Below are 18,804 nucleotides of genomic sequence, written 5' to 3'. Positions count from 1 at the left end.
GGGTTCACCAGCCGAGCCGGCTCGCCTGGTCGTCGCTGCTCGCAGGCTCGTCAGCGGCATCCGCAAAGGCGGTCAACGACGTCACCAGTCCCCGTCTCCGGCCCGCCGGCATGGCCGAGACGATGCCCTCGATGGCAGCCCGTCGACGTGCGGTCACCTCGCTGACCACGGTGGCTCCGACGGGCGTGAGGTCGATGACGACCTCGCGCCGGTCGTTCGCGTTCTCACGCCGCCGCACCATTCCGGAGGCGATGAGGCGGTCGACGGTGCGCAGCGCGGTCGAGGCGTTGACGCCCAGGCGCTCGGCCAGAGCGATGAGCCGCGTCGGCCCGTGACCCTGCAGCACGACGAGGGTGCGGAACTGGGTGAGTGTCACGGAGTCCTCCGCCCCGGCCAGTGACCGAGCCGAGACCCCGACCAGAACGCGGGATGCCGTGAGCAGTGCCGTCACGATCTCGTCTGTCTCACCGGCGTCTGCCGGCTCTGTGACATCGAGCTGTGCTGCGGCGCAGTCACGCTCGCTTCGGGACCCAGCCGTGCACTGGGTCTCTGCGTCGCGCGCCATCGAACCTCCCACTTCCCTTGGCCAGTACAACTATTGCATACTGCAATTCATGCCTTCCTATGCTGCCACCCCATCAGCCGACCCGGGAGGCATCGGCGCCCCGGCGTGGCGCCGGGCGCTGCTCTCCCTCGACCGCATCCGCGGGTCGAACGGCGGGATGCTGGCGCTCGCCCTGGTCGTCGGTGCCGGAACGGGCCTGGCCGCGGTCTTCTTCCGCTGGCTGATCGGCGCCTTCACCCAGCTGTTCACCGGCCACGCCGACTACGCCGCCGTGCCGGGGGCGGCCAACCCGTCGTTGCCCGGGCTCGGGCGGTGGTTCGTCATCGGTGTGCCGGTCGTGGCCGGGCTCCTCTACGGCCCCCTCGTCTACTTCTTCGCCCGGGAGGCCCGCGGCCACGGCGTGCCTGAGGTCATGTACGCCGTCGCACGCCGGGGCGGGCGGATCAAGCCTCAGGTTGCCGCGGTCAAGGCGCTGGCATCGGCCCTTTGCATCGGCGGCGGAGGTTCGGTCGGTCGGGAGGGGCCGATCGTGCAGATCGGGTCGGCGCTCGGCTCGACGGTTGGTCGCATCGTGCGCCTGCCGACGCCGCGGATGCGGGTGCTGGTGGCCTGCGGAGCGGCCGGCGGCATCGCGGCGACCTTCAACGCCCCGCTCGCCGGGGTCTTCTTCGCGATGGAGCTGATTCTCGCCGACTTCACGACCCAGTCGTTCGGCATGGTCGTGCTCTCGTCGGTGACCGCCTCGGTCATCGGCCGCGCGATCCTCGGTGACACGCCGTTCCTGCAGCTGCCCCCGTTCACGGTCGAGCACCCGTCGGAGTACCTGCTCTTCGCTCTGCTCGGCCTGATCGCCGGCGCCGTGGGCGTCGGCTTCACCAAGGTGCTCTACTTCATCGAGGACGTCTGCGACGCCGTCTGGCGCGGACCGGAATGGCTGCGCCCCGCCGTCGGCGGCCTCCTGCTCGGGCTGCTGCTGCTCGTGCTGCCACAGATGTACGGGGTCGGCTACCCCGTGCTCGGCCACGCCATCGACGGCACCTACGCCATCGGCTTCCTCATCGTGCTGCTCGTCGGCAAGACGCTGGCCACCTCTCTCACGATCGGCATCGGCGGCTCCGGAGGCGTCTTCGCCCCCAGCCTGTTCATCGGCGCCATGCTCGGGGCCGCCTTCGGCCTTGTCGCCCAGTCGGTGGTGCCCGGCATCGCCGGCCCGATCGGGGCCTACGGCCTGATCGGGATGGGGGCGGTGTTCGGCGGCGCGGCCCGGGCCCCGATCACCGGCGTCATCATCATGTTCGAGCTGACGGGGGAGTACTCGATCATCCTGCCGATCATGATCGCCGTCGTGCTGGCCACCCTGCTCAGCCACCGCCTGACGCCCGACTCGATCTACACCCTCAAGCTGAGCCGACGGGGCATCGACCTGTCGGAACCGGCCAGCAGCGCCGCCGCGAGCCTCATCGCGGTGCGCGAGGTGATGCGGCCGGTGCCGACCGTGATCAGCTCTGACACGACCCTGCGCGAGACGGCCAACCTGCTCGGCGGGGCCCGCTACGGCGTGCTGCCGCTGGCTGACGCACAGGGGCGGTACATCGGGGTGGTGACGGCTCGGGCCGTGGCGGAGGCGCTGGCCGACGGTCAGCATGACATCGACCCGGCTGCGCTGCTGGTCGAGCTGCCGGTGACGCTGCGGGAGGACGACCAGCTCGACCAGGCCATCGAGGCGCTCGACGGTAGCGGGATCAGCGCCATCCCGGTGCTCGCCGCCCAGGGTGACCAGCCGGTCGGTTGGATCGACATCCGCGACACCTTGCGCGCCCTCAACCCCGCCGGCTGACCTCCGGCCGCGACGAGCCGGGGTTCAGCCGGCGTCGGCCCGACAGTCTCGACAGGTGCCGAGCAGTGCGGTGCGGCCTGGGTCCAGAGCGAAGCCGATGCCGTCGAGGAGTCGGGCGGTCAGGGAGTCGAAGGCGGTCGGGGGAACATCGAGCACCCGACCACACGAGACGCATCGCACGTGAGCGTGGCCCGTGCCGCACGACCCCTCCGTGCCCGGGCCGGATGCGGCAGCCCGGTCGGCCGCGGCGGTCGCCCTGGGCTCCTCCAGGTGGTAGATCGTCGACGCTCCTCCAAGGTGCACCTGCGAGAGGAAGCCGGCCTCGGTCAGCGAGGTGAGGGTGCGGTAGACCGTGGCCCGGTGAACGCTCGGCGCCAGCTCGGCGACCCGGGCGCCGATGACCTCGGCCGTGAGGTGCTCGTCGGCACGGTCGGCGAGGTCGACGACCCGCAGCACAGCGCGTCGGGCAGGTGTGACCCGCTCACCGCACGCCCGCATCCGGGACAGGGCGCCGACCACCCGAGGGCTGTCGACCACGTTCTCCGTCACACCGCCATTGTGCCCCCACCGGCCGGCCCGGCCGGAGTGGCAGACTCTCAGGCGACGGACCCTCCGTCATGTCTTGCGGAAGGACTCTCGTGCGTGCCCTCACCAAGCTGACCGCGGGCCCCGGACTCGAGCTCGTCGACCGACCGAGACCGCGATGCGGGCCTGCCGACGTCGTGCTGCGTGTGCTGCGTGCCGGCCTGTGCGGCACCGACCTGCACCTGCAGGAGTGGGACGACTGGGCGGCCGCCACCGTGTCGCCGCCGATGGTGATCGGCCACGAGTTCTACGGCGAGGTCGTCGAGCTGGGGGTCGACGTCACGGGCATCGAGATCGGTGACCGCGCCTCGGGCGAGGGCCACATCGTGTGCGGCCGCTGCCGCAACTGCCGCGCCGGCCGGCGCCACCTCTGCATCCGCACTCGGGGCATCGGCGTCAACCGCGACGGCGCCTTCGCCGACTACGTGGCGCTACCGGCATCCAACGTCTGGGTGCAGCCGCGCGACCTCGACCCCGACCTCGGCGCCGTCTTCGACCCGCTCGGCAACGCCACGCACACCGCGCTGCAGTGGCCGATGGTCGGCGAGGACGTCGTGATCACCGGCGCCGGGCCCATCGGGGTCATGGCCGCGGCCATCGCCCGGCACGCCGGTGCGCGCTACGTCGTCGTGTCCGACGCCAGCGACTACCGCCTCGCGCTCGCCGAACGCGCCGGCGCCGACCTCACGGTCAACGTGACGCGGGAGTCGCTGGCCGACGCTCAGCGCCACCTGGGGATGCAGGAGGGCTTCGACATCGCCCTCGAGATGTCGGGGGCCGCCCCTGCCGTCACCGACCTCATCGACAACATGAACCACGGCGGCCGGATCGCGCTGCTCGGCCTGCCGCACCAGGGCTACCAGCTCGACTGGGGCAAGGTGATCACCCACATGCTCACCCTCAAGGGCATCTACGGTCGCGAGATGTACGACACCTGGTACGCCATGTCGCAGATGATCGCCACCTCGGCGCCGCTGCGCGACGCGGTCACCCAGGTCATCACGCACCGTTTCCCGGCCGAGCAGTGGGAGGAGGCCTTCGCCACCGCCCGGTCGGGTCAGTGCGGCAAGGTCATCCTCGACTGGAGCTGAGAGGAGCCCCGATGCCGAACCGCCCCCGTTCTGACGATGACGTGAAGGGTTTTCGCCCCCAGGAGGGCGAAAACCCTTCACCACCCCCGCCGCGTCGACCGCTTGTGCTGCTGCACGGGCTGGGCCAGTCACCCATCGCCTGGCAGGACTTCGTCTCCGCCTTCGGCCCCGGCCGGTCGATGAACGCGCCCTGGATGCGGGGCCTGAAGCCGGGTGACCCCGTCGGCTTCGACCTCGCCACCGCCGCGCACGGGGTCGCGAACGACCTCGAGCTGCAGGGCATCCGTCAGGCCGACTTCCTCGGCGTGTCGATCGGGGCCAGCGTCGCCCTCCGCCTGGCGGTGGAACGCCCCGAGCTGGTCGGTCGCCTCGTGGTGGGCGGGGCGCTGGTGCGGCCCTCGAACGGGGCCATCCGGCTCCAGAAGCTGGCCATGCGGGTGGTGCCCGAGAGCAAGCTCGTGGATGCCGGCGTGTCCCGCCCGCGGATGCTGGCCGTACTCGATGCTCTCAAGGGTTTCGACGGCCGCGAGTCGTTGCGTCAGGTGACCGTGCCGGTCCTCGTCGTGGCCGGGTCGAAGGACAAGCCCGGCGTCGTGGCGGCCAAGGCCCTCGCGGCCGAGCTGCCCGATGCCCGGCTCGAGGTCATCCCCGGGGCGGGCGCACTGGTCAACACCGACTCGGCCCGCGAGCTGGCGGCGCTCACCCGTGCTTTTCTCGACGACCCGGCATCCGGGTGAAGAAGGGGATGGTCAGCCGGCTGGCCGAGCCCCTTCCTCCGGCGGGTCAAGTTCTGCGGTCGCACGTCTGGCGTCACGCATGCGCAGGAGCTTGACCAGTCCCACGATGCTGAACAGGCTCCAGCAGACCTCGGTGAGGAACACCCCAGAGTTGAAGGGCTGGATGACCGAGTAGGCCAGGCAGATGGCGCCGCCGAGGTTGCACAGCTGGTAGGGGTAGGACGTGCTGGGGTTGAGACGTCCGGTCTGCAGGCCGGCGTAGGCGGCCAGCAACAGAACCGACCCGATGACGGATACGGCTTGGTACAGGGGCATGCTGTTCTCGCTTCCGCTGTGGTGCTGATGGATCAGGCGACGCATGAGTGTCCCGCTCGGCTTGGCGGCCTGCGTGAGCGCGGCATCCGCCACCGGCTCGGGGGCGAGGGCTACGCGTGGTGTTGGGCTCTCGCCCTCGAGGGCCATGGCCCTGCACCACATCGGTCTCACCGCGAGTAGCGCACCTCGCCCGCGAGACGTGTCTCGGAGACGGCGATGCCCGAGATCGTCATCGGGTCGATCGTAGCCGGGTTGCTCTCGAGCAGAACGAGATCGGCGTACTTTCCGACCTCGATCGAGCCGGTCACGTCGTCGGCTCGGCACTGCCACGCGGCGTCGATGGTGACGGCCCGCAGTGCTGCCTCGACGTTGATACGCTCGTCGGCGTTCAGCACCTCGCCGTTCTCGGCCATGGCCCGCGTGACGGCATCCTCGACGTAGCGCAGCGGCTCCAACGGGGTGACGTTCCAGTCGCTGTGCAACGAGATGCGCAGCCCGGCCCGTAGGGCCGAGGCGCACGGGTCGTAGAGCGCCGAACGCTCCGGGCCTAGGAGCCGGTCGCGGAACGCCGTGCCCCACCAGCGAACGTGACCGATGAGGAACGAGGGGGAGAGCCCGAGCGCCGCCATCCGCGCGATCTGCTCGGGGTGCAGCATGCTGCAGTGCTCGATGCGGTGCCGGTGGTCGTCACGCGGAGCCTCAGTCAGGGCACGCTCGTACGCATCGATGGTGACGTCGATGGCGGCGTCGCCGTTGGCGTGCACGCCGATCTGCCACCCGTCGCGGTGCGCGCGGAGCACGACCTCGGCCAGCTCGTCGGGGGAGTAGTTCAGCGACCCGCAGGAGTCGGTGCCGAGGTAGGGCTCGCGCTGGAACCCGGTGCCGGCTTGGTTCGACCCGTCTGACCACGCCTTGATCCCGTCGACCCGGAACCGGTCGTCGCCGAACCCGGGGCGCAGGCTGAGCTGGGCCCAGGCGTCGTACTCGCTCGAGACGAGCATGCCCCGGTACCGCACCGGAGAGTCGCCGTCGACGGCGCGGCGCAGACCGTCGAGGTCGGTGACCCCGTCGATCGACCCGATGCCGCAGTCGTGCAGCAGCGTCGCTCCCTTGCCGGCCGCGCTCCACAGCAGGTCACGGATGCGGCCCACGAGCGCGTCGCCGGTGACGAGGGGGAACCCGATGGTGAAGGCCCGCACGGCCGGCGACTCCTCGAGCCGCCCGGTCAGCTCGCCGCGCGCGTCTCGGCTGTAGCGACCGGCCGGTGGGTCGGGCGTGTCACGGTCGACACCGGCCCGGTGCAGCGCCGCGGAGTTGACCCAGGCGATGTGGCCGTTGCTCTCCAGCACGAGCAGGGGCCGGTCGGGCACGAGGCGGTCGAGGGTCTCGCGGTCAAGGCGGGGGTGGCCCTCGGTGATGCTCGGGTCGAACTGCTGGGCCAGCACCCAACCGGTGCTCGTGGCGGTGGCGTCACGCAGGGCGGTGTAGACAGCGTCGGCCGTCGGCGTGGCCATCGGGCTCACGTCGACCCAGTCGGCCAGCTGAACCATGGCGGAGTGCATGTGCGGGTCGATGAGCCCGGGCAACAGCGTTCGCCCCTCGAGGTCGACCTGCTCGGTGTTGTTGCCCACGAGGGCGTTCACCTCATCGAGCGACCCGACCGCCACCAGGCGGCCGGCGCGTACGGCCACGGCCTCCGGGCGGGACCCCGCCGCGTCCATCGTCATGATCGGGCCGCCGGAGAAGACGATGTCGGCAGGGCTCTGGCTGTGGGTGTCGGCCGATCTCATGCTTCGACCGTAACCGCATCGGCCGGCCGGTCGACGGGCTCATGCGACGCGGGCGCGGCGCAGAGAACGCCGGCTCCTACACTCGGCAGGTGCCTGACCTGTCGACCCGACGCCGCCGTGATGCCGACGTGCCGGCCCTGGTCGAGATCCTCGTCCGCCAGCAGCCCGAGACGCACTACCCGTTCCACTGGCCGTCAGATCGGGCGCCAGAGGACTTCATTCGCCGCCCGGGTGAGCTCGCGTCGTGGGTGGCCGAGCTGCACGGGGTCGTCGTCGGCCACGTCGCGATCCAGTCGGTGGCCGACGACGACGAGCTCGGGCAGGTGTGGGCTACCGCTCACGGCGTGCCGGTCGCCGCTCTGCGCTGTGTCAGTGTGTTGTTCGCCGACCGTCGCCTCGCTCGCCGGGGTATCGGCTCGGCGCTGCTCCAGCGGGCCACCGACCAGGCTCTCGCTGACGGTGGGGCGCCGGTGCTCGACGTGGTGGCTGAGCACCGCGAGCCGCGTCACCTCTACCTGGCTCGAGGCTGGGTCGAGGTGGGCCGGTCTCGACCCGCTTGGCTGCCCGCTTCCGCCGAACCGGTCTACCTGATGATCCTGCCCAGAACCCTCGGTGGCTAACACCGGGTAGCGCCCTCGCAGTGGTCTCGGCGGGCAACCGAGGCCGATGCCGTCGTGGGCAATGACGCTACCGATCGGGTGTGGCGCAAGCGTCGGGACGGTTCTCCTTCGTGGGCACGCCTGGGTCCGACCCTGGGCTCAGGTCTCGGACGCGCGCGCGTGCGCACCGTCCGCGACTCCTTCTCCGACTCCGACTCCGACTCCGGAACTCTCACGAGACTCACGCCACGAGGTGATCGTCAGCACGGCCGTGATGACCAGGAGCGGCACGTGCAGCGTCCCCATCCACCAGCTGGCGGGTCTGACCACGAACCAGGTGAGCAGGTTGAGCAGGCCGAAGATGAGCCCGAGCCAACCGACGACGACTCTGGTGGTTCTGCCGTACGCCGCAGGTCGCAGGGCCATCGTGCCCGCGATCACGGGAGTGACCATGCAGTACGTCACGCCGGCGCTGTTCACGAACAGGCCGGTCCAACCGCCGGGAACGATGGTGTTGCCCTGCAGCGCGAATGGGTAGAGCCAGGCCCACAGCATGAGTGGCAACATCCACAGCCGCTCGCGTCGCAGCGAGGCGGTGTCCGACGTGCCGCGAATCCCCAGCAGGCACACGGCCGCGACCACGAGCTGCGCCAGCAGGTTGCCTACGATGACCGCCACGCCCTCCGGCAGCGTGGCGGTGTTCTGGAAGAGTGCCACCACTCCGAGGTTGGCTGCGTAGTACGCGAGCAAGACCTTGGCGTACGGGCCCTTACCGGTGATGCCCATGACCGCCACCACGAGAAGCGCCAGCTTGGCGACGGGCATCAGGATCGGAACGGACTCCGACCACGGCTGCATCAGCACGCTCTGGATAAGCTCGGTGACCTGCTCGGAGCCGACGACCGCACCGCCACGCATCGACGGAACCCCGAAGGTGATCACGATCAGCGCGAGCGGAAGAACCCAGCCCCTGCGACGAGGCCGGCGATCAGCGCGCCGCTGGTCGTCTCCGCCCATGACCTCATCGTGAGGCAGAGGCCTGACGGCCGAACAGGGCCGAAGGACCCCGACTGTGCCGGCTACAGATGAGAAGGCCTCAGAGGTCTTGGCGACTACGGGCGAGCCAGCGGGCCAAGGCGGTCGCGACGCGCTCCGTCTCCTTGCGCCCAGAGGTGTTGGCCACCACGACCACCGCTCGCCGAGCCTGGGGGAACAGCGCGAAGAAGGCCGAGTAGCCGCCGGTGGCGCCGTTGTGCCAGACCATCTGGCGGCCGGTTCCCGCGACGGTGTCGGTCATCCAGAACAGGCCGATCTGCCGGCCTGCGCCGATGTCGTGCAGGGGCGCCAACGCCGACTGCCCTGGGGAAGACTCGTCGAGCAACCCCTGGGCCAGGGCGGTCAGGTCGTCGAGGGTCGCGAAGACGCCTCCGGCCGGTGCGTAGCCGCCCATGACCCACGGCATGAAAGGCACGCCGAGGGGCGACCAGCCCCAGTCTGCGTGCTGGTCCGGAGTCGAGACACCTGCGCCGCCCAGGCTGAGGGGATCGAGCAGCCGCTCGCGCAACACCTCGCTGAAGTCGCGGCCTGCGACTGTGGCCACGACCTGACCGAGCACCGCTGCCCCGAGGTTGGAGTAGCGGTAGTGCCCCCGGCGGCGCAGGTGTTGGCGTGCGGCGGCCGACAGCAGGCTCGTCGGCGACGTGCCGCGGTAGGGGTCGAGCCCCAACAGGCCGTGGAGCGGCACGCGAAGAAGCGTCATCGGCCGGAGAGCCAGCCGTGGTAGGCCCGACGTGTGCGTGCACAGCTCCAGCAGTGTCACCCCACCCAACGGCGTGCCGTGGGCCTTCGCGATCACCTCGCCGACCTGGGTCTGGAGGGTGACCTCGCCACGTTCGAGCGCGTCGGCCAGCAGCAACCCGGTGAGCGCCTTTGTGACAGAGCCGATCTCGAACCGGGTGGCGGCGTCGCAGCGCACGAAGGCTGACCGTGTCGACGGGTGGTCGCCCAGGTCGACAACGCTCGCGGCCAGGCGTCGAGTCCGCCGAGAGCACAGCCGGCCCAGCTCGGCGGCCAGGGCCGGATCGCCGACGGCCGACGGCGACCGGCGGCTGATGCTCGACGCGTAGCCGAGAACGAGCACCACCAGCACGGCGACACCGACCCAGCTGAGGGTGATCGACAACACGGTCACGAGGCTAGAGGCGCTGGCTGAGAAGACCCGGCATCCCAGAGGGTGAGGGTTGCAAGGCTCCCCGGTGCCCGGCGAGTCGTTTGTGGGCGCGTCCCTGTGGCGCCAGTCATCGGCCTGACCGTCGTCGGTCAGGGTCAGGAGAAGTCGCGCAGTGCCCGGTTCTCGATGTCGCGCAGCACCTCGTCGGCGGCGCCGGCCGACACCTCGCCGCGACGACGCTCGCGCAGCACGAGCTGTCGCTCGACGTCGCTGGCCCGGCTGAGCAACGACTCGAGGGCCCGGCCGGGTTGCTCCGTCTGCTCGCTGCCGCCACCTTCGCGGGCCTGGTCCATCCGCTGCTGAGCGGCGAGGTAGCCCTCGTACTGGGCCATCGCCGCCTGCTGCACGTCGTCGTCGGTGCCGCTCGCGCCGACCTCTTCGCGAATCTGCGCGAGCGCCGCCTCGGTCGCACGCAGCCGCAGGGCCGAGACCTCCTTGGCCTCATCGGCGTCGCTGCCCACCCCGAGCAGCCGGGTGAGCGGGCCGAGGGTCAGGCCCTGCACCACCAGGGTCAACAGCACGCACGCCAACGCGACCGCGACGATCTCGTTTCGGTTGGGCAGGGGGCCACCGGTCTCGACGACCGTGGGCAGGGCGAGCGCGGTGGCCACCGTGACGACGCCGCGCATCCCGGCCCACGACACCACGGCCGACTCGCGCCAGTTGCTCGGCACCGGCCTGTCCCGACGCCTTGCGCGGAACCGGCCCAACGAGGCGGCGGGAAAGATCCACGCCGCGCGGAACACCACGAGCGTGGCGACGACGAGCAGCGCTAGCCAGACGGTCTGCATCGTCACCGCCGTCGAGCGAATGACCGATACGAGCTCGAAGCCGAGCAGCGCGAAGACGAGGCTGGTGATGAGGAAGTCGGCGTACGACCACACGGCCCGCCCGAGCAGCCAGCCACCCGATGTGGTGGCCTCGTGCCCGAAGGTGCGCAGGTAGAGGCCGAGCACGAGCACGGCCAGCACTCCCGAACCGTTGACGTGCTCGGCCCCGACGTAGGCCCCGAAAGGCACCAGAACCGTCAACGTGGTCTCGGCGTAGCCGTCGTGGATACGAGCCAGCAACAGCCGGGTGACGTAGCCCAGGGCCAGTCCGATGGCTACGCCGAGCACGAGCGCCTCGACGAGCTCCAGCCCCACGTCGACGGCGGTGATGTCACCGGTGACGGCCGCGATGATGGCGACCTTGTAGGCGACGAGGGCGGTGGCGTCGTTGAACATCCCCTCGCCCTCGAGGATGGTGACCAGCCGGTGCGGCAGTCGCAGCCGCCGGGCCACCGCCGTGGCCGCGACCGGGTCGGGTGGCGAGACCATGGCCCCGAGCACCCAGGCGACCGTCCAGGGGAGCCCGGCCGCGTGGGCGACGACGGCGACGACGGCGACGGTGGCCACGGTGAGCCCGACCGCCAGCACGAAGACGGCCGACGCGTGCTCGCGGAACTCGTTCACCGTCGTGCGCTGGGTGGCGGCGAACAGCAGCGGCGGCAGCACGAGCGGCAGGATGAGGGCGGGGTCGAGCGAGAAGGTCGTCGACGGTGACGCGAGGGCCAGCGCCAACCCGAAGATGGTCAGCAGCACGGGCTGGGGCACCCGCACCTTGTCGGCCACGGGGGTGAGCAAGATGACCCCCAGCACCAGCACCACCGTCAACATCAGACCGCTCACGAGAAAACTCTAGTGGGGCGTGCACGGGCGCCGATTCGTTGGCGGCATGACGTACGGCCGTTGCAGCGTCGGTCGTTGACCGGGTCTGAGCGGCATACATTGGCAGTGGACCCCAACCGACCCCAGTGAGGACACCGATGTACGGCTCAGTCAAGGACGAGATCGCCGCCACGCTGCAGCAGATCGAGGATGCCGGTCTCTACAAGAACGAGCGCGAGCTCACCTCACCCCAGTCGGCGCACGTCACGACCCGCAAGGCTGACGCCCTGAACTTCTGCGCCAACAACTACCTGGGGCTGGCCAACGAGCCATCGGTCGTGGCAGCGGCGAAGTCGGCGCTCGACGAGTGGGGCTTCGGCATGGCATCGGTCCGCTTCATCTGCGGCACCCAGACCCTGCACACGGCGCTGGAAGAGAAGATCTCTGACTTTCTCGGCATGGAGGCGACGATTCTCTACTCGTCGTGCTTCGACGCCAACGGTGGCGTGTTCGAGGTGTTGTTCGGCCCTGACGACGCGATCATCAGCGACGAGCTCAACCACGCGTCGATCATCGACGGGGTTCGGCTGTCGAAGGCGAAGCGATTCCGCTACCGCAACCGTGACATGGCCGACCTGCGCGACCAGCTGACCGCCGCGCGGGCCGCCGACGCGAAGCGGATGGTGGTGGTGACCGACGGCGTGTTCTCGATGGACGGCTCCTACGCCCCGTTGGATGAGATCTGCGACCTCGCAGACGAGTTCGGTGCCATGGTTCTCGTCGACGACTCCCACGCGGTCGGCTTCGTCGGCGACGGCGGGCGCGGCACCCCCGAGCTGTTCGGCGTGATGGACCGCGTCGACATCATCACCGGCACGCTCGGCAAGGCGCTCGGTGGGGCCTCGGGGGGGTACGTCAGCTCGCACCGCGAGGTCGTCGACCTGCTGCGGCAGCGCTCGCGGCCCTACCTCTTCTCCAACTCCGTGGCGCCGGCAGTGGCAGCCGGGTCGATGGCGGCCCTCGCACTGGTGGAGGGGTCGGCCGAGAAGCGCGAGACCCTCAAGGCCAACACTGAGCTGTTCCACCACCTCATGACCGAGGCGGGTTTCGAGCTGTTGCCCGGCACCCACCCGATCCGGCCGGTCATGTTCCCCGGCGACGACGGCGCGCGCCTCGCCGCGGCGATCGCCGACCACATGCTTGCTCACGGTGTCTACGTGATCGCGTTCAGCTTCCCGGTGGTACCCCGGGGCAAGGCCCGCATCCGGGTGCAGCTCTCGGCGGCTCACTCCGAGGCTGACGTACGGGCCTGCGTAGCAGCCTTCGTCGGGGCTCGTGATGCCGTCCGCTGACGCGGGTCGTCACAGCGCACAGCTCACCACGGGTGGTGGAGCCGCGGGATACCTCGACCGAAACGGGCGGGTTGCGGCCGGGGTGCAGGGGCTGACCCCCGGCTATTTCGCGCTCGTCATGGGCTCCGGCATCATCTCGCTCGGGCTCGACCTCGGTGGCTTCAGAGCAGTCTCGGCAGTGCTGTTCGTGGCAGGAGTGGTCAGCTACGTGGTGCTCGTGGTGTTGAACGCCTGGCGGTTGGTCGCCTTCCATCACGACATGCGCTCCGACTTCACCGACCCCAAACGCGCGTTCGGGTTCTTCACCTTCGTGGCCGGCACCAACGTGCTCGGCGTGCGCGCCGGTGAGCAGGGCTGGCACGCCGCGACGGGTGTGCTGCTCGTCGTGGCGGGGCTGTGCTGGTTCGTGCTGGGCTACGTCGTGCCGTGGAGCGCCGTGCTGGGGCATTCCGAGCGGCCGGTGCTGGCGAGCGCCAACGGCACCTGGTTCATCTGGGTCGTCGCCAGCCAGTCGGTCGCCATCGCTGCGTCGAGCCTCGAGGTGGTGGTCACCAACGGGCGTATCGGGCTGGCCATCATCGCGGTCTTCTCGTGGTCGGTCGGGGTGTTTCTGTACGCGGCGGTCGGCGTCTTCGTGTCGTTGCGTCTGATGCTCTACCGCCTCGAGCCGGTGCAGCTCGACCCGCCCTACTGGGTGGCCATGGGGGCGGTGGCGATCACGGTGCTGGCCGGCGCGCGCATCGTGGAGATGCAGACCGCGCCGATGGTCGATGCGACCAGGGCGCTGATCGCCGGCATGTCGGTCGTCTTCTGGTGCTTCGCGACCTGGCTGATCCCGGTGCTGGTGGCAGCGGGCCTGTGGCGGCACGTGTTCAAGCGCGTACCGCTGAGCTACTCGCCTGCGCTGTGGAGCATCGTCTTCCCGCTCGGGATGTACGCCGTGGCCAGCACGTACCTCGGGCGGGCCGACCACCTGCCGATCCTCGAGGCCATCGGGGCCGGCTGGATCTGGGTGGCCCTGACTGCCTGGGTCATCGTGTTCGTGGCCATGATGCGCGACATCGCCCGGCAGCTGCGCGGCGGAGCCGTCGACGTCTGATCGGCAAGCACGCCCGGGTGACAGATCGGATGCCGCTGGGCGGCCGGCGGATGCGCGTCTGGCACCTGCCAGCGCTCAGAGGTGCCAGACGCGCAACAGCCTGCGCGTCTGGCACCTGCCCGTCTTCGGAGGTGCCGAACGCGCGAGGGAGACGCACCGTGGTGGCCACTGGATCGACCCTCCTGCGATCGCGATGAAGTCGGCGTCAGTCGACCCGGGCTCGCAGCCACGGGCGGGCGAGGTCGAACCGGCGGCCAGTGACCTCGATCTTCTCGATGGCGATGATGCGCATCTTCGGCGTGTCGACCCATGGTCGCAGGGGGAGCTGCTCGACGAGTCTGCCGGCGTCGCCGGTCAGCTCGCGGGCCTGGCCGCGCAGCACGACGCTGGTGGCAACCTCGTCGGTGATCTCGTCGGTCTCGAAGGCCACGTCGGCGTTCATCTTCAGTCCGAGCAGCTTGCTGCCCTCAGAGGTGCGAAAGATCAACCGCTCGCCCTCGACGACGTAGTTGATCGGAACGATGTGCACCTCGTCGAGCAGATGGAAGGCGATCCGGCCGAACTCATGGCCGCGCAGAAACTCCCAGCTCTCTTCCGGGTGCATCTCATGGGTCGGTTCTTCACTCGCAGACATCGTCGTCACCTTTCGGGAGGACGGCCCCGTTAGCCGTCGGCGGCCTTCTCCTACGAAGTGTAGTATCTGCGGCCCGGCGCGCGACAACAGGCCGGCATCCGCTTGACTGTGGTCATGGACTTCTGGAGCTCGTACCGCCACGGGTTCGCCCGGGTCGCGGCCTGCACGGTGCCGCTCGCCATCGCCGACCCGCAGCGCAACGCCGACACCGTCATCGCCAGGGTGCGCGACCTGCACGACGACGGGGTGGCCGTCGCCGTCTTTCCCGAGCTCGGACTGTCGGGCTACGCCATCGACGACCTGCTGTTGCAGGACCCCCTGCTCGACGCTGTCGACGAGGCTCTGGCCCGCATCTGCGAGGCGACTGCCGACCTGCGCCCGATCTTCGTCGTCGGGGCTCCACTGGCCCGGGGCAACCGGCTGTACAACTGCGCTGTCGTGATTCAGGGCGGCGGCATCATCGGGGTCGCCCCGAAGTCGTACCTGCCCACCTACCGCGAGTTCTACGAACGGCGACACTTCGCGCCGGGCGACGACCAACGGGGCCTCGACATCGAGGTGGCCGGCCAGTGGGTGCCGTTCGGGCCCGACCTGCTCTTCCGCGCCGTCGACGTGCCGGGCCTCGTGCTCCACGTCGAGGTGTGCGAAGACCTCTGGGTGCCGATCCCACCCAGCCACGAGGCGGCCCTCGCCGGAGCCACCGTGCTGGCCAACGTCTCGGGCAGCCCGATCACCGTGTCGAAGGCCGAGGACCGTCACCTGCTCTGCCGCACGGCCTCGATGCGGTGCCTGGCCGCCTATCTCTACGCCGCGGCCGGCGAGGGTGAGAGCTCGACCGACCTCTCGTGGGACGGCCAGACGATGATCTACGAGAACGGTGCCCTGCTCGCCGAGACCGAGCGGTTTCCCGAGGGAGACCGCACCTCGATCGCCGACATCGACCTCGACCTGCTGCGTCAGGAGCGTCAGCGTCAGGGCACCTTCGATGACAACCGTCGCACCCACGCGACCCGCACGAGCGAATTCCGCACCGTCGATGTGCGGCTCGACCCGCCCACCGACGACATCGGGCTGCTGCGCAAGGTCGACCGCTTCCCGTTCGTGCCCGACGACGAGCAGCGTCTCGCCCTCGACTGCTACGAGGCCTACAACATCCAGGTCTCCGGGCTCGAGCAGCGCCTGACGGCCATCGGCCGGCCCAAGATCGTCATCGGGGTCAGCGGTGGCCTCGACAGCACCCACGCCCTCATCGTGGCGGCCAAGGCCATGGACCGGCTCGGTCGCCCTCGCAGCGACATCCTCGCGTTCACCATGCCCGGCTTCGCCACGAGCGACCACACGAAGAACAACGCCATCTCGCTCATGGGATCGCTCGACGTGACGTGGGCAGAGCTCGACATCCGGCCCGCGGCGACCGAGATGCTGACCGCGATGGACCACCCCTTCGGGCGCGGCGAGGAGGTGTACGACGTCACCTTCGAGAACGTGCAGGCCGGCATCCGCACCGACTACCTCTTTCGCATCGCCAACCAGCGGGGCGGCATCGTGCTCGGCACCGGTGACCTCTCCGAGCTGGCGCTCGGCTGGTGCACCTACGGCGTTGGTGACCAGATGTCGCACTACGGCGTCAACGCCGGCGTACCGAAGACGTTGATACAACACTTGATTCGCTGGGTGATCTCATCGGCTCAGTTCGAGGAGCCGGTGGCCGAGACGCTCGAGTCGATCCTCGACACCGAGATCTCGCCCGAGCTGGTGCCGGCGAAGGAGGGTGAGAAGCCGCAGAGCACGCAGGACCGTATCGGGCCCTACTCGCTGCAGGACTTCACCCTCTTCCACGTGCTCCGCCGCGGCTACCGCCCGTCGAAGATCGCCTTCCTGGCCCACCACGCCTGGAGCGACGTCGAGGTGGGGGAGTGGCCCGCCGGCTACCCCGACGCCGAGCGCGCGGCCTACGACCTGCCCACCATCCGCAAGTGGCTCGAGGTGTTCATCACCCGCTACTTCGCCAACCAGTTCAAGCGCTCCGCCCTTCCGAACGGGCCGAAGGTGGTGGCCGGCGGGTCGCTCTCACCCCGAGGAGACTGGCGGATGCCGTCTGACGCCAGCGCGACGACGTGGCTCGGTGAGCTCGACGCCAACGTGCCCGAGCGGTGACGACGGAGGGTGCGCCGTGAGTGAGCCGGATGCCGTTGTCGTCCGTGATCTGACTGAGGCCGACTGGGCGCAGGTGTGGTCGATCATCGAGCAGGTCGTTCGAGCCGGCGACACCTTTCCCTTCCCGACCGACCTGAGCGAGACGGTCGCCCGCGAGATCTGGCTCGACAACGGTCCGGGTGGCCGAGCCAGCGTGGCCGTGGTCGGCGATGACCTGGTGGTGGGAACCGCGAAGATGGGTCGCAACCGACCAGGGCCGGGTGCGCACGTGGCCACGGCGAGCTACATGGTGACGAGGGCGGCGCGCGGACGTGGTGTGGGCCGATCCTTGGTCGTCGACTCACTGGCCTGGGCGCGGGAGTCGGGCTACGCCGCAATGCAGTTCAACGCCGTGGTCGAGACCAACCGGCCAGCGATCGGGCTGTACGAGAGCCTCGGCTTCGTGGTGGTCGGCACGGTGCCTCGGGCCCACGAGCTGCCCACGGGCGAGCGGGTGGGGCTCAGCATCCTGCACGTCGAGCTCTGAGTCACGTCGGATGCGCGTCGAGGCCTCCGACAGGCGTAGTCCGCTCCGCCGCAGTGGCGCGTCAGGCTCGACCCGGCGTGGCCGCTGTTCTGCCTGAGCGCCGTTCGGCCCGCCTGACCGGCATCCCTGTCAGACCCGCAGAGCCCGCAGAGCCCGCAGAGCCGTCAGGGAACGGCGGCCAGGAGCCGGTCGAGCTCGGTCGCCAGGCCGTCGACCAGCGCCTGTGGGTCGGGGCACAGCTGGCTCACCGTGGTGACACTGATGTCGACGTGCTGGTCGTAGGTGATGGCGGCCACGAACAGGTGAACCGGCGGGCTCACGATGCCGCGGAGGAAGACGTTGGCGATGCGGCGGGTGGCCAGGTAGAGCGGCTGACGAGGCCCAGCCAGCGTCGAGACGGTGAGGTTCTGGGTGGGCGGCAGCAGGCTCGACGCCTTGGTGCCGGCGAAGGCCATGGCGGCCGAGACGACGCCGGGCAGCAACAGGTCACCGACGTCGGCGAGGGAGTCCCACTCGGCCCGAGACCGGGGCAGGGCGGCCTTGGCCGCGGCCGAGCTCGCGCGCACCGCGGCCAGCCTTTTTACGGGGTCGTCCAGGTGTACGGGCAGGTCGACCCACATCGTGGTTAGGTGGTTGCCGGGCAGGCCGTCGTCACCCGCGGCCCGCACGTTGACGGGACATGTGGTGCGGATGGGGCGGTCAGGCAGGTCGTCGTGCGCCGCCAGATAGTCGCGCATGCTCCCGGTCACGAGCGCGAGCAGCACCTCGTTGATGGTTGTTCCAGGGACCACCACCCGCACCGCCTGCACCTGGGCGAAGGGCAGGCTGACGATCGCGATCGACTTGTGCGGATCGGTGACGTGCTGGTTGAAGAGCGTCAACGGCGGGGCGTTGGTCAGGGAGGGCACGTAGCCCGGTAGCTCGGGCAGCCGAATGGGCGCCGGGCGCGGAGACCGGGCAAGCACGCCAACCTGTTCGGCGGCACTGGCCAGAAGCCGCTTCGTGGCGACGGTGTTGGCCGCCAGGCGGCTGGGTATCTCCACCACTGCCCGTCGCAGCAACGAGGGGTGGGGCCGCCCGACCATCGGCGTCGGCTCGAGGTCGTGACAGACGGGGGAGGGAGCGACGTCGAAGAGCAGCTGCTGCAGCGCGATCATGCCCATGCCGTCCATCACCGCATGGTGCAGGCGCAGCACCAGCGCCGACCGCCCATCGGCCAGCCCCGTCAGGTACCAGGCCTCCCAGAGCGGCCGGCCGCGGTCGAGCGGCTGGCTCGTGACGTCCAGCACGGTGTTCATCAGGGCACTCTGGTCGCCCGGTGCCGGCACCACTCGGTAGTGCATGTGCGCGTCGAGGTCGACCGAGTCTGCCTGCGACCAGCGATCCTCGCCGATGCGCAGCGGGGCATGCGCGATCACCCGGTTGGCGATGGGCGAGCCGGAGAGCCGTTGGGCGAAGACCGCCCGAATGTCGGCGAAGGGCAACGGCCCTTCCGGGGCCGCCTCGAGCACGTAGATCCCGGCAACGTCCATCGGGTAGCCGGCGCGTTCGAGTCGCAGGAAGATGCTCTCCGTGCTGCGCATCGACGGCATCTGAGTCCTCTCGAAATCGGCACCCCAGTCAGGCACTGCTCATTAT

The 18,804-nt window shown here is 70.0% G+C and carries 17 protein-coding genes; 8 read left to right on the top strand and 9 right to left on the bottom strand.

Annotated elements, in window-relative coordinates:
* Positions 1–4: 4 nt before the first annotated feature.
* Positions 5–565: a MarR family winged helix-turn-helix transcriptional regulator gene (locus tag BA895_RS17350; protein ID WP_083283506.1), complete on the bottom strand. Its 561-nt coding sequence runs from the start codon at positions 563–565 to the stop codon at positions 5–7.
* 49 nt (positions 566–614) lie between these two features.
* Between BA895_RS17350 and BA895_RS17345 the strand changes: the two genes are divergently transcribed.
* On the top strand, positions 615–2,402 hold the full coding sequence (locus BA895_RS17345; RefSeq protein ID WP_139142737.1) for a chloride channel protein: 1,788 nt from the start codon (positions 615–617) through the stop codon (positions 2,400–2,402).
* 24 nt (positions 2,403–2,426) lie between these two features.
* Here BA895_RS17345 and BA895_RS17340 read toward each other — a convergent pair whose 3' ends face one another.
* Positions 2,427–2,951 carry a Fur family transcriptional regulator gene (locus BA895_RS17340; protein ID WP_254666534.1) on the bottom strand — a complete coding sequence of 175 codons (525 nt, stop codon included), beginning with the start codon at positions 2,949–2,951 and terminating at the stop codon, positions 2,427–2,429.
* Between the two features lie 89 nt (positions 2,952–3,040).
* Between BA895_RS17340 and tdh the strand changes: the two genes are divergently transcribed.
* Together tdh and BA895_RS17330 are read left to right on the top strand one after the other, a co-directional pair.
* Positions 3,041–4,078 carry an L-threonine 3-dehydrogenase gene (gene tdh, locus BA895_RS17335; protein WP_070193106.1) on the top strand — a complete coding sequence of 346 codons (1,038 nt, stop codon included), beginning with the start codon at positions 3,041–3,043 and terminating at the stop codon, positions 4,076–4,078.
* Positions 4,079–4,089: 11 nt separating this feature from the next.
* On the top strand, positions 4,090–4,815 hold the full coding sequence (locus tag BA895_RS17330) for an alpha/beta fold hydrolase (protein WP_254666533.1): 726 nt from the start codon (positions 4,090–4,092) through the stop codon (positions 4,813–4,815).
* Between the two features lie 12 nt (positions 4,816–4,827).
* Here BA895_RS17330 and BA895_RS24030 read toward each other — a convergent pair whose 3' ends face one another.
* Both BA895_RS24030 and BA895_RS17320 read right to left on the bottom strand, forming a co-directional pair.
* On the bottom strand, positions 4,828–5,277 hold the full coding sequence (locus tag BA895_RS24030) for a hypothetical protein (protein ID WP_175442363.1): 450 nt from the start codon (positions 5,275–5,277) through the stop codon (positions 4,828–4,830).
* A gap of 20 nt (positions 5,278–5,297) precedes the next feature.
* Positions 5,298–6,920, bottom strand: a complete 1,623-nt coding sequence (locus BA895_RS17320; protein WP_070193105.1) for an amidohydrolase — start codon at positions 6,918–6,920, stop codon at positions 5,298–5,300.
* A gap of 89 nt (positions 6,921–7,009) precedes the next feature.
* On the opposite strand from BA895_RS17320, the gene BA895_RS17315 reads away from it, so the two are divergent.
* Positions 7,010–7,540 carry a GNAT family N-acetyltransferase gene (locus BA895_RS17315; RefSeq protein ID WP_175442362.1) on the top strand — a complete coding sequence of 177 codons (531 nt, stop codon included), beginning with the start codon at positions 7,010–7,012 and terminating at the stop codon, positions 7,538–7,540.
* 138 nt (positions 7,541–7,678) lie between these two features.
* Here the strand turns inward: BA895_RS17315 and BA895_RS17310 are convergent, their stop codons facing one another.
* The 3 genes from BA895_RS17310 to BA895_RS17300 form a co-directional block, all read right to left on the bottom strand.
* Complete coding sequence (locus BA895_RS17310; RefSeq protein WP_070193104.1) at positions 7,679–8,536, bottom strand: hypothetical protein; 858 nt, start codon at positions 8,534–8,536, stop codon at positions 7,679–7,681.
* A gap of 79 nt (positions 8,537–8,615) precedes the next feature.
* Positions 8,616–9,704: a serine hydrolase gene (locus BA895_RS17305; RefSeq protein WP_175442361.1), complete on the bottom strand. Its 1,089-nt coding sequence runs from the start codon at positions 9,702–9,704 to the stop codon at positions 8,616–8,618.
* Positions 9,705–9,844: 140 nt separating this feature from the next.
* Entirely contained in the window at positions 9,845–11,419 is a 1,575-nt protein-coding gene (locus BA895_RS17300; RefSeq protein WP_139142736.1) for a Na+/H+ antiporter, read from the bottom strand.
* 137 nt (positions 11,420–11,556) lie between these two features.
* On the opposite strand from BA895_RS17300, the gene BA895_RS17295 reads away from it, so the two are divergent.
* Together BA895_RS17295 and BA895_RS17290 are read left to right on the top strand one after the other, a co-directional pair.
* Positions 11,557–12,750, top strand: a complete 1,194-nt coding sequence (locus tag BA895_RS17295; RefSeq protein ID WP_070193102.1) for a glycine C-acetyltransferase — start codon at positions 11,557–11,559, stop codon at positions 12,748–12,750.
* Positions 12,737–13,849 carry a tellurite resistance/C4-dicarboxylate transporter family protein gene (locus tag BA895_RS17290; protein WP_083283478.1) on the top strand — a complete coding sequence of 371 codons (1,113 nt, stop codon included), beginning with the start codon at positions 12,737–12,739 and terminating at the stop codon, positions 13,847–13,849. Before BA895_RS17295 ends, BA895_RS17290 begins: the two co-directional genes overlap by 14 nt.
* A 205-nt stretch (positions 13,850–14,054) precedes the next feature.
* Here the strand turns inward: BA895_RS17290 and BA895_RS17285 are convergent, their stop codons facing one another.
* The gene (locus BA895_RS17285; RefSeq protein WP_070193101.1) at positions 14,055–14,483 is read right to left on the bottom strand and encodes a pyridoxamine 5'-phosphate oxidase family protein; all 429 of its coding nucleotides are present in this window, start codon (positions 14,481–14,483) and stop codon (positions 14,055–14,057) included.
* Between the two features lie 114 nt (positions 14,484–14,597).
* Between BA895_RS17285 and BA895_RS17280 the strand changes: the two genes are divergently transcribed.
* Together BA895_RS17280 and BA895_RS17275 are read left to right on the top strand one after the other, a co-directional pair.
* Positions 14,598–16,640: an NAD(+) synthase gene (locus BA895_RS17280; protein WP_070193100.1), complete on the top strand. Its 2,043-nt coding sequence runs from the start codon at positions 14,598–14,600 to the stop codon at positions 16,638–16,640.
* Positions 16,641–16,656: 16 nt separating this feature from the next.
* The gene (locus BA895_RS17275) at positions 16,657–17,166 is read left to right on the top strand and encodes a GNAT family N-acetyltransferase (protein WP_070193099.1); all 510 of its coding nucleotides are present in this window, start codon (positions 16,657–16,659) and stop codon (positions 17,164–17,166) included.
* A gap of 164 nt (positions 17,167–17,330) precedes the next feature.
* Here the strand turns inward: BA895_RS17275 and BA895_RS17270 are convergent, their stop codons facing one another.
* Positions 17,331–18,749 carry a wax ester/triacylglycerol synthase domain-containing protein gene (locus BA895_RS17270; protein WP_175442360.1) on the bottom strand — a complete coding sequence of 473 codons (1,419 nt, stop codon included), beginning with the start codon at positions 18,747–18,749 and terminating at the stop codon, positions 17,331–17,333.
* Positions 18,750–18,804 lie beyond the last annotated feature (55 nt).

The sequence above is a fragment of the Humibacillus sp. DSM 29435 genome (genome assembly GCF_001758225.1).
Lineage (GTDB): Bacteria > Actinomycetota > Actinomycetes > Actinomycetales > Dermatophilaceae > DSM-29435.
The sequence above is the reverse complement of the archived record's forward strand: the minus strand, read 5'-3'. Positions and strand labels throughout refer to the sequence as shown.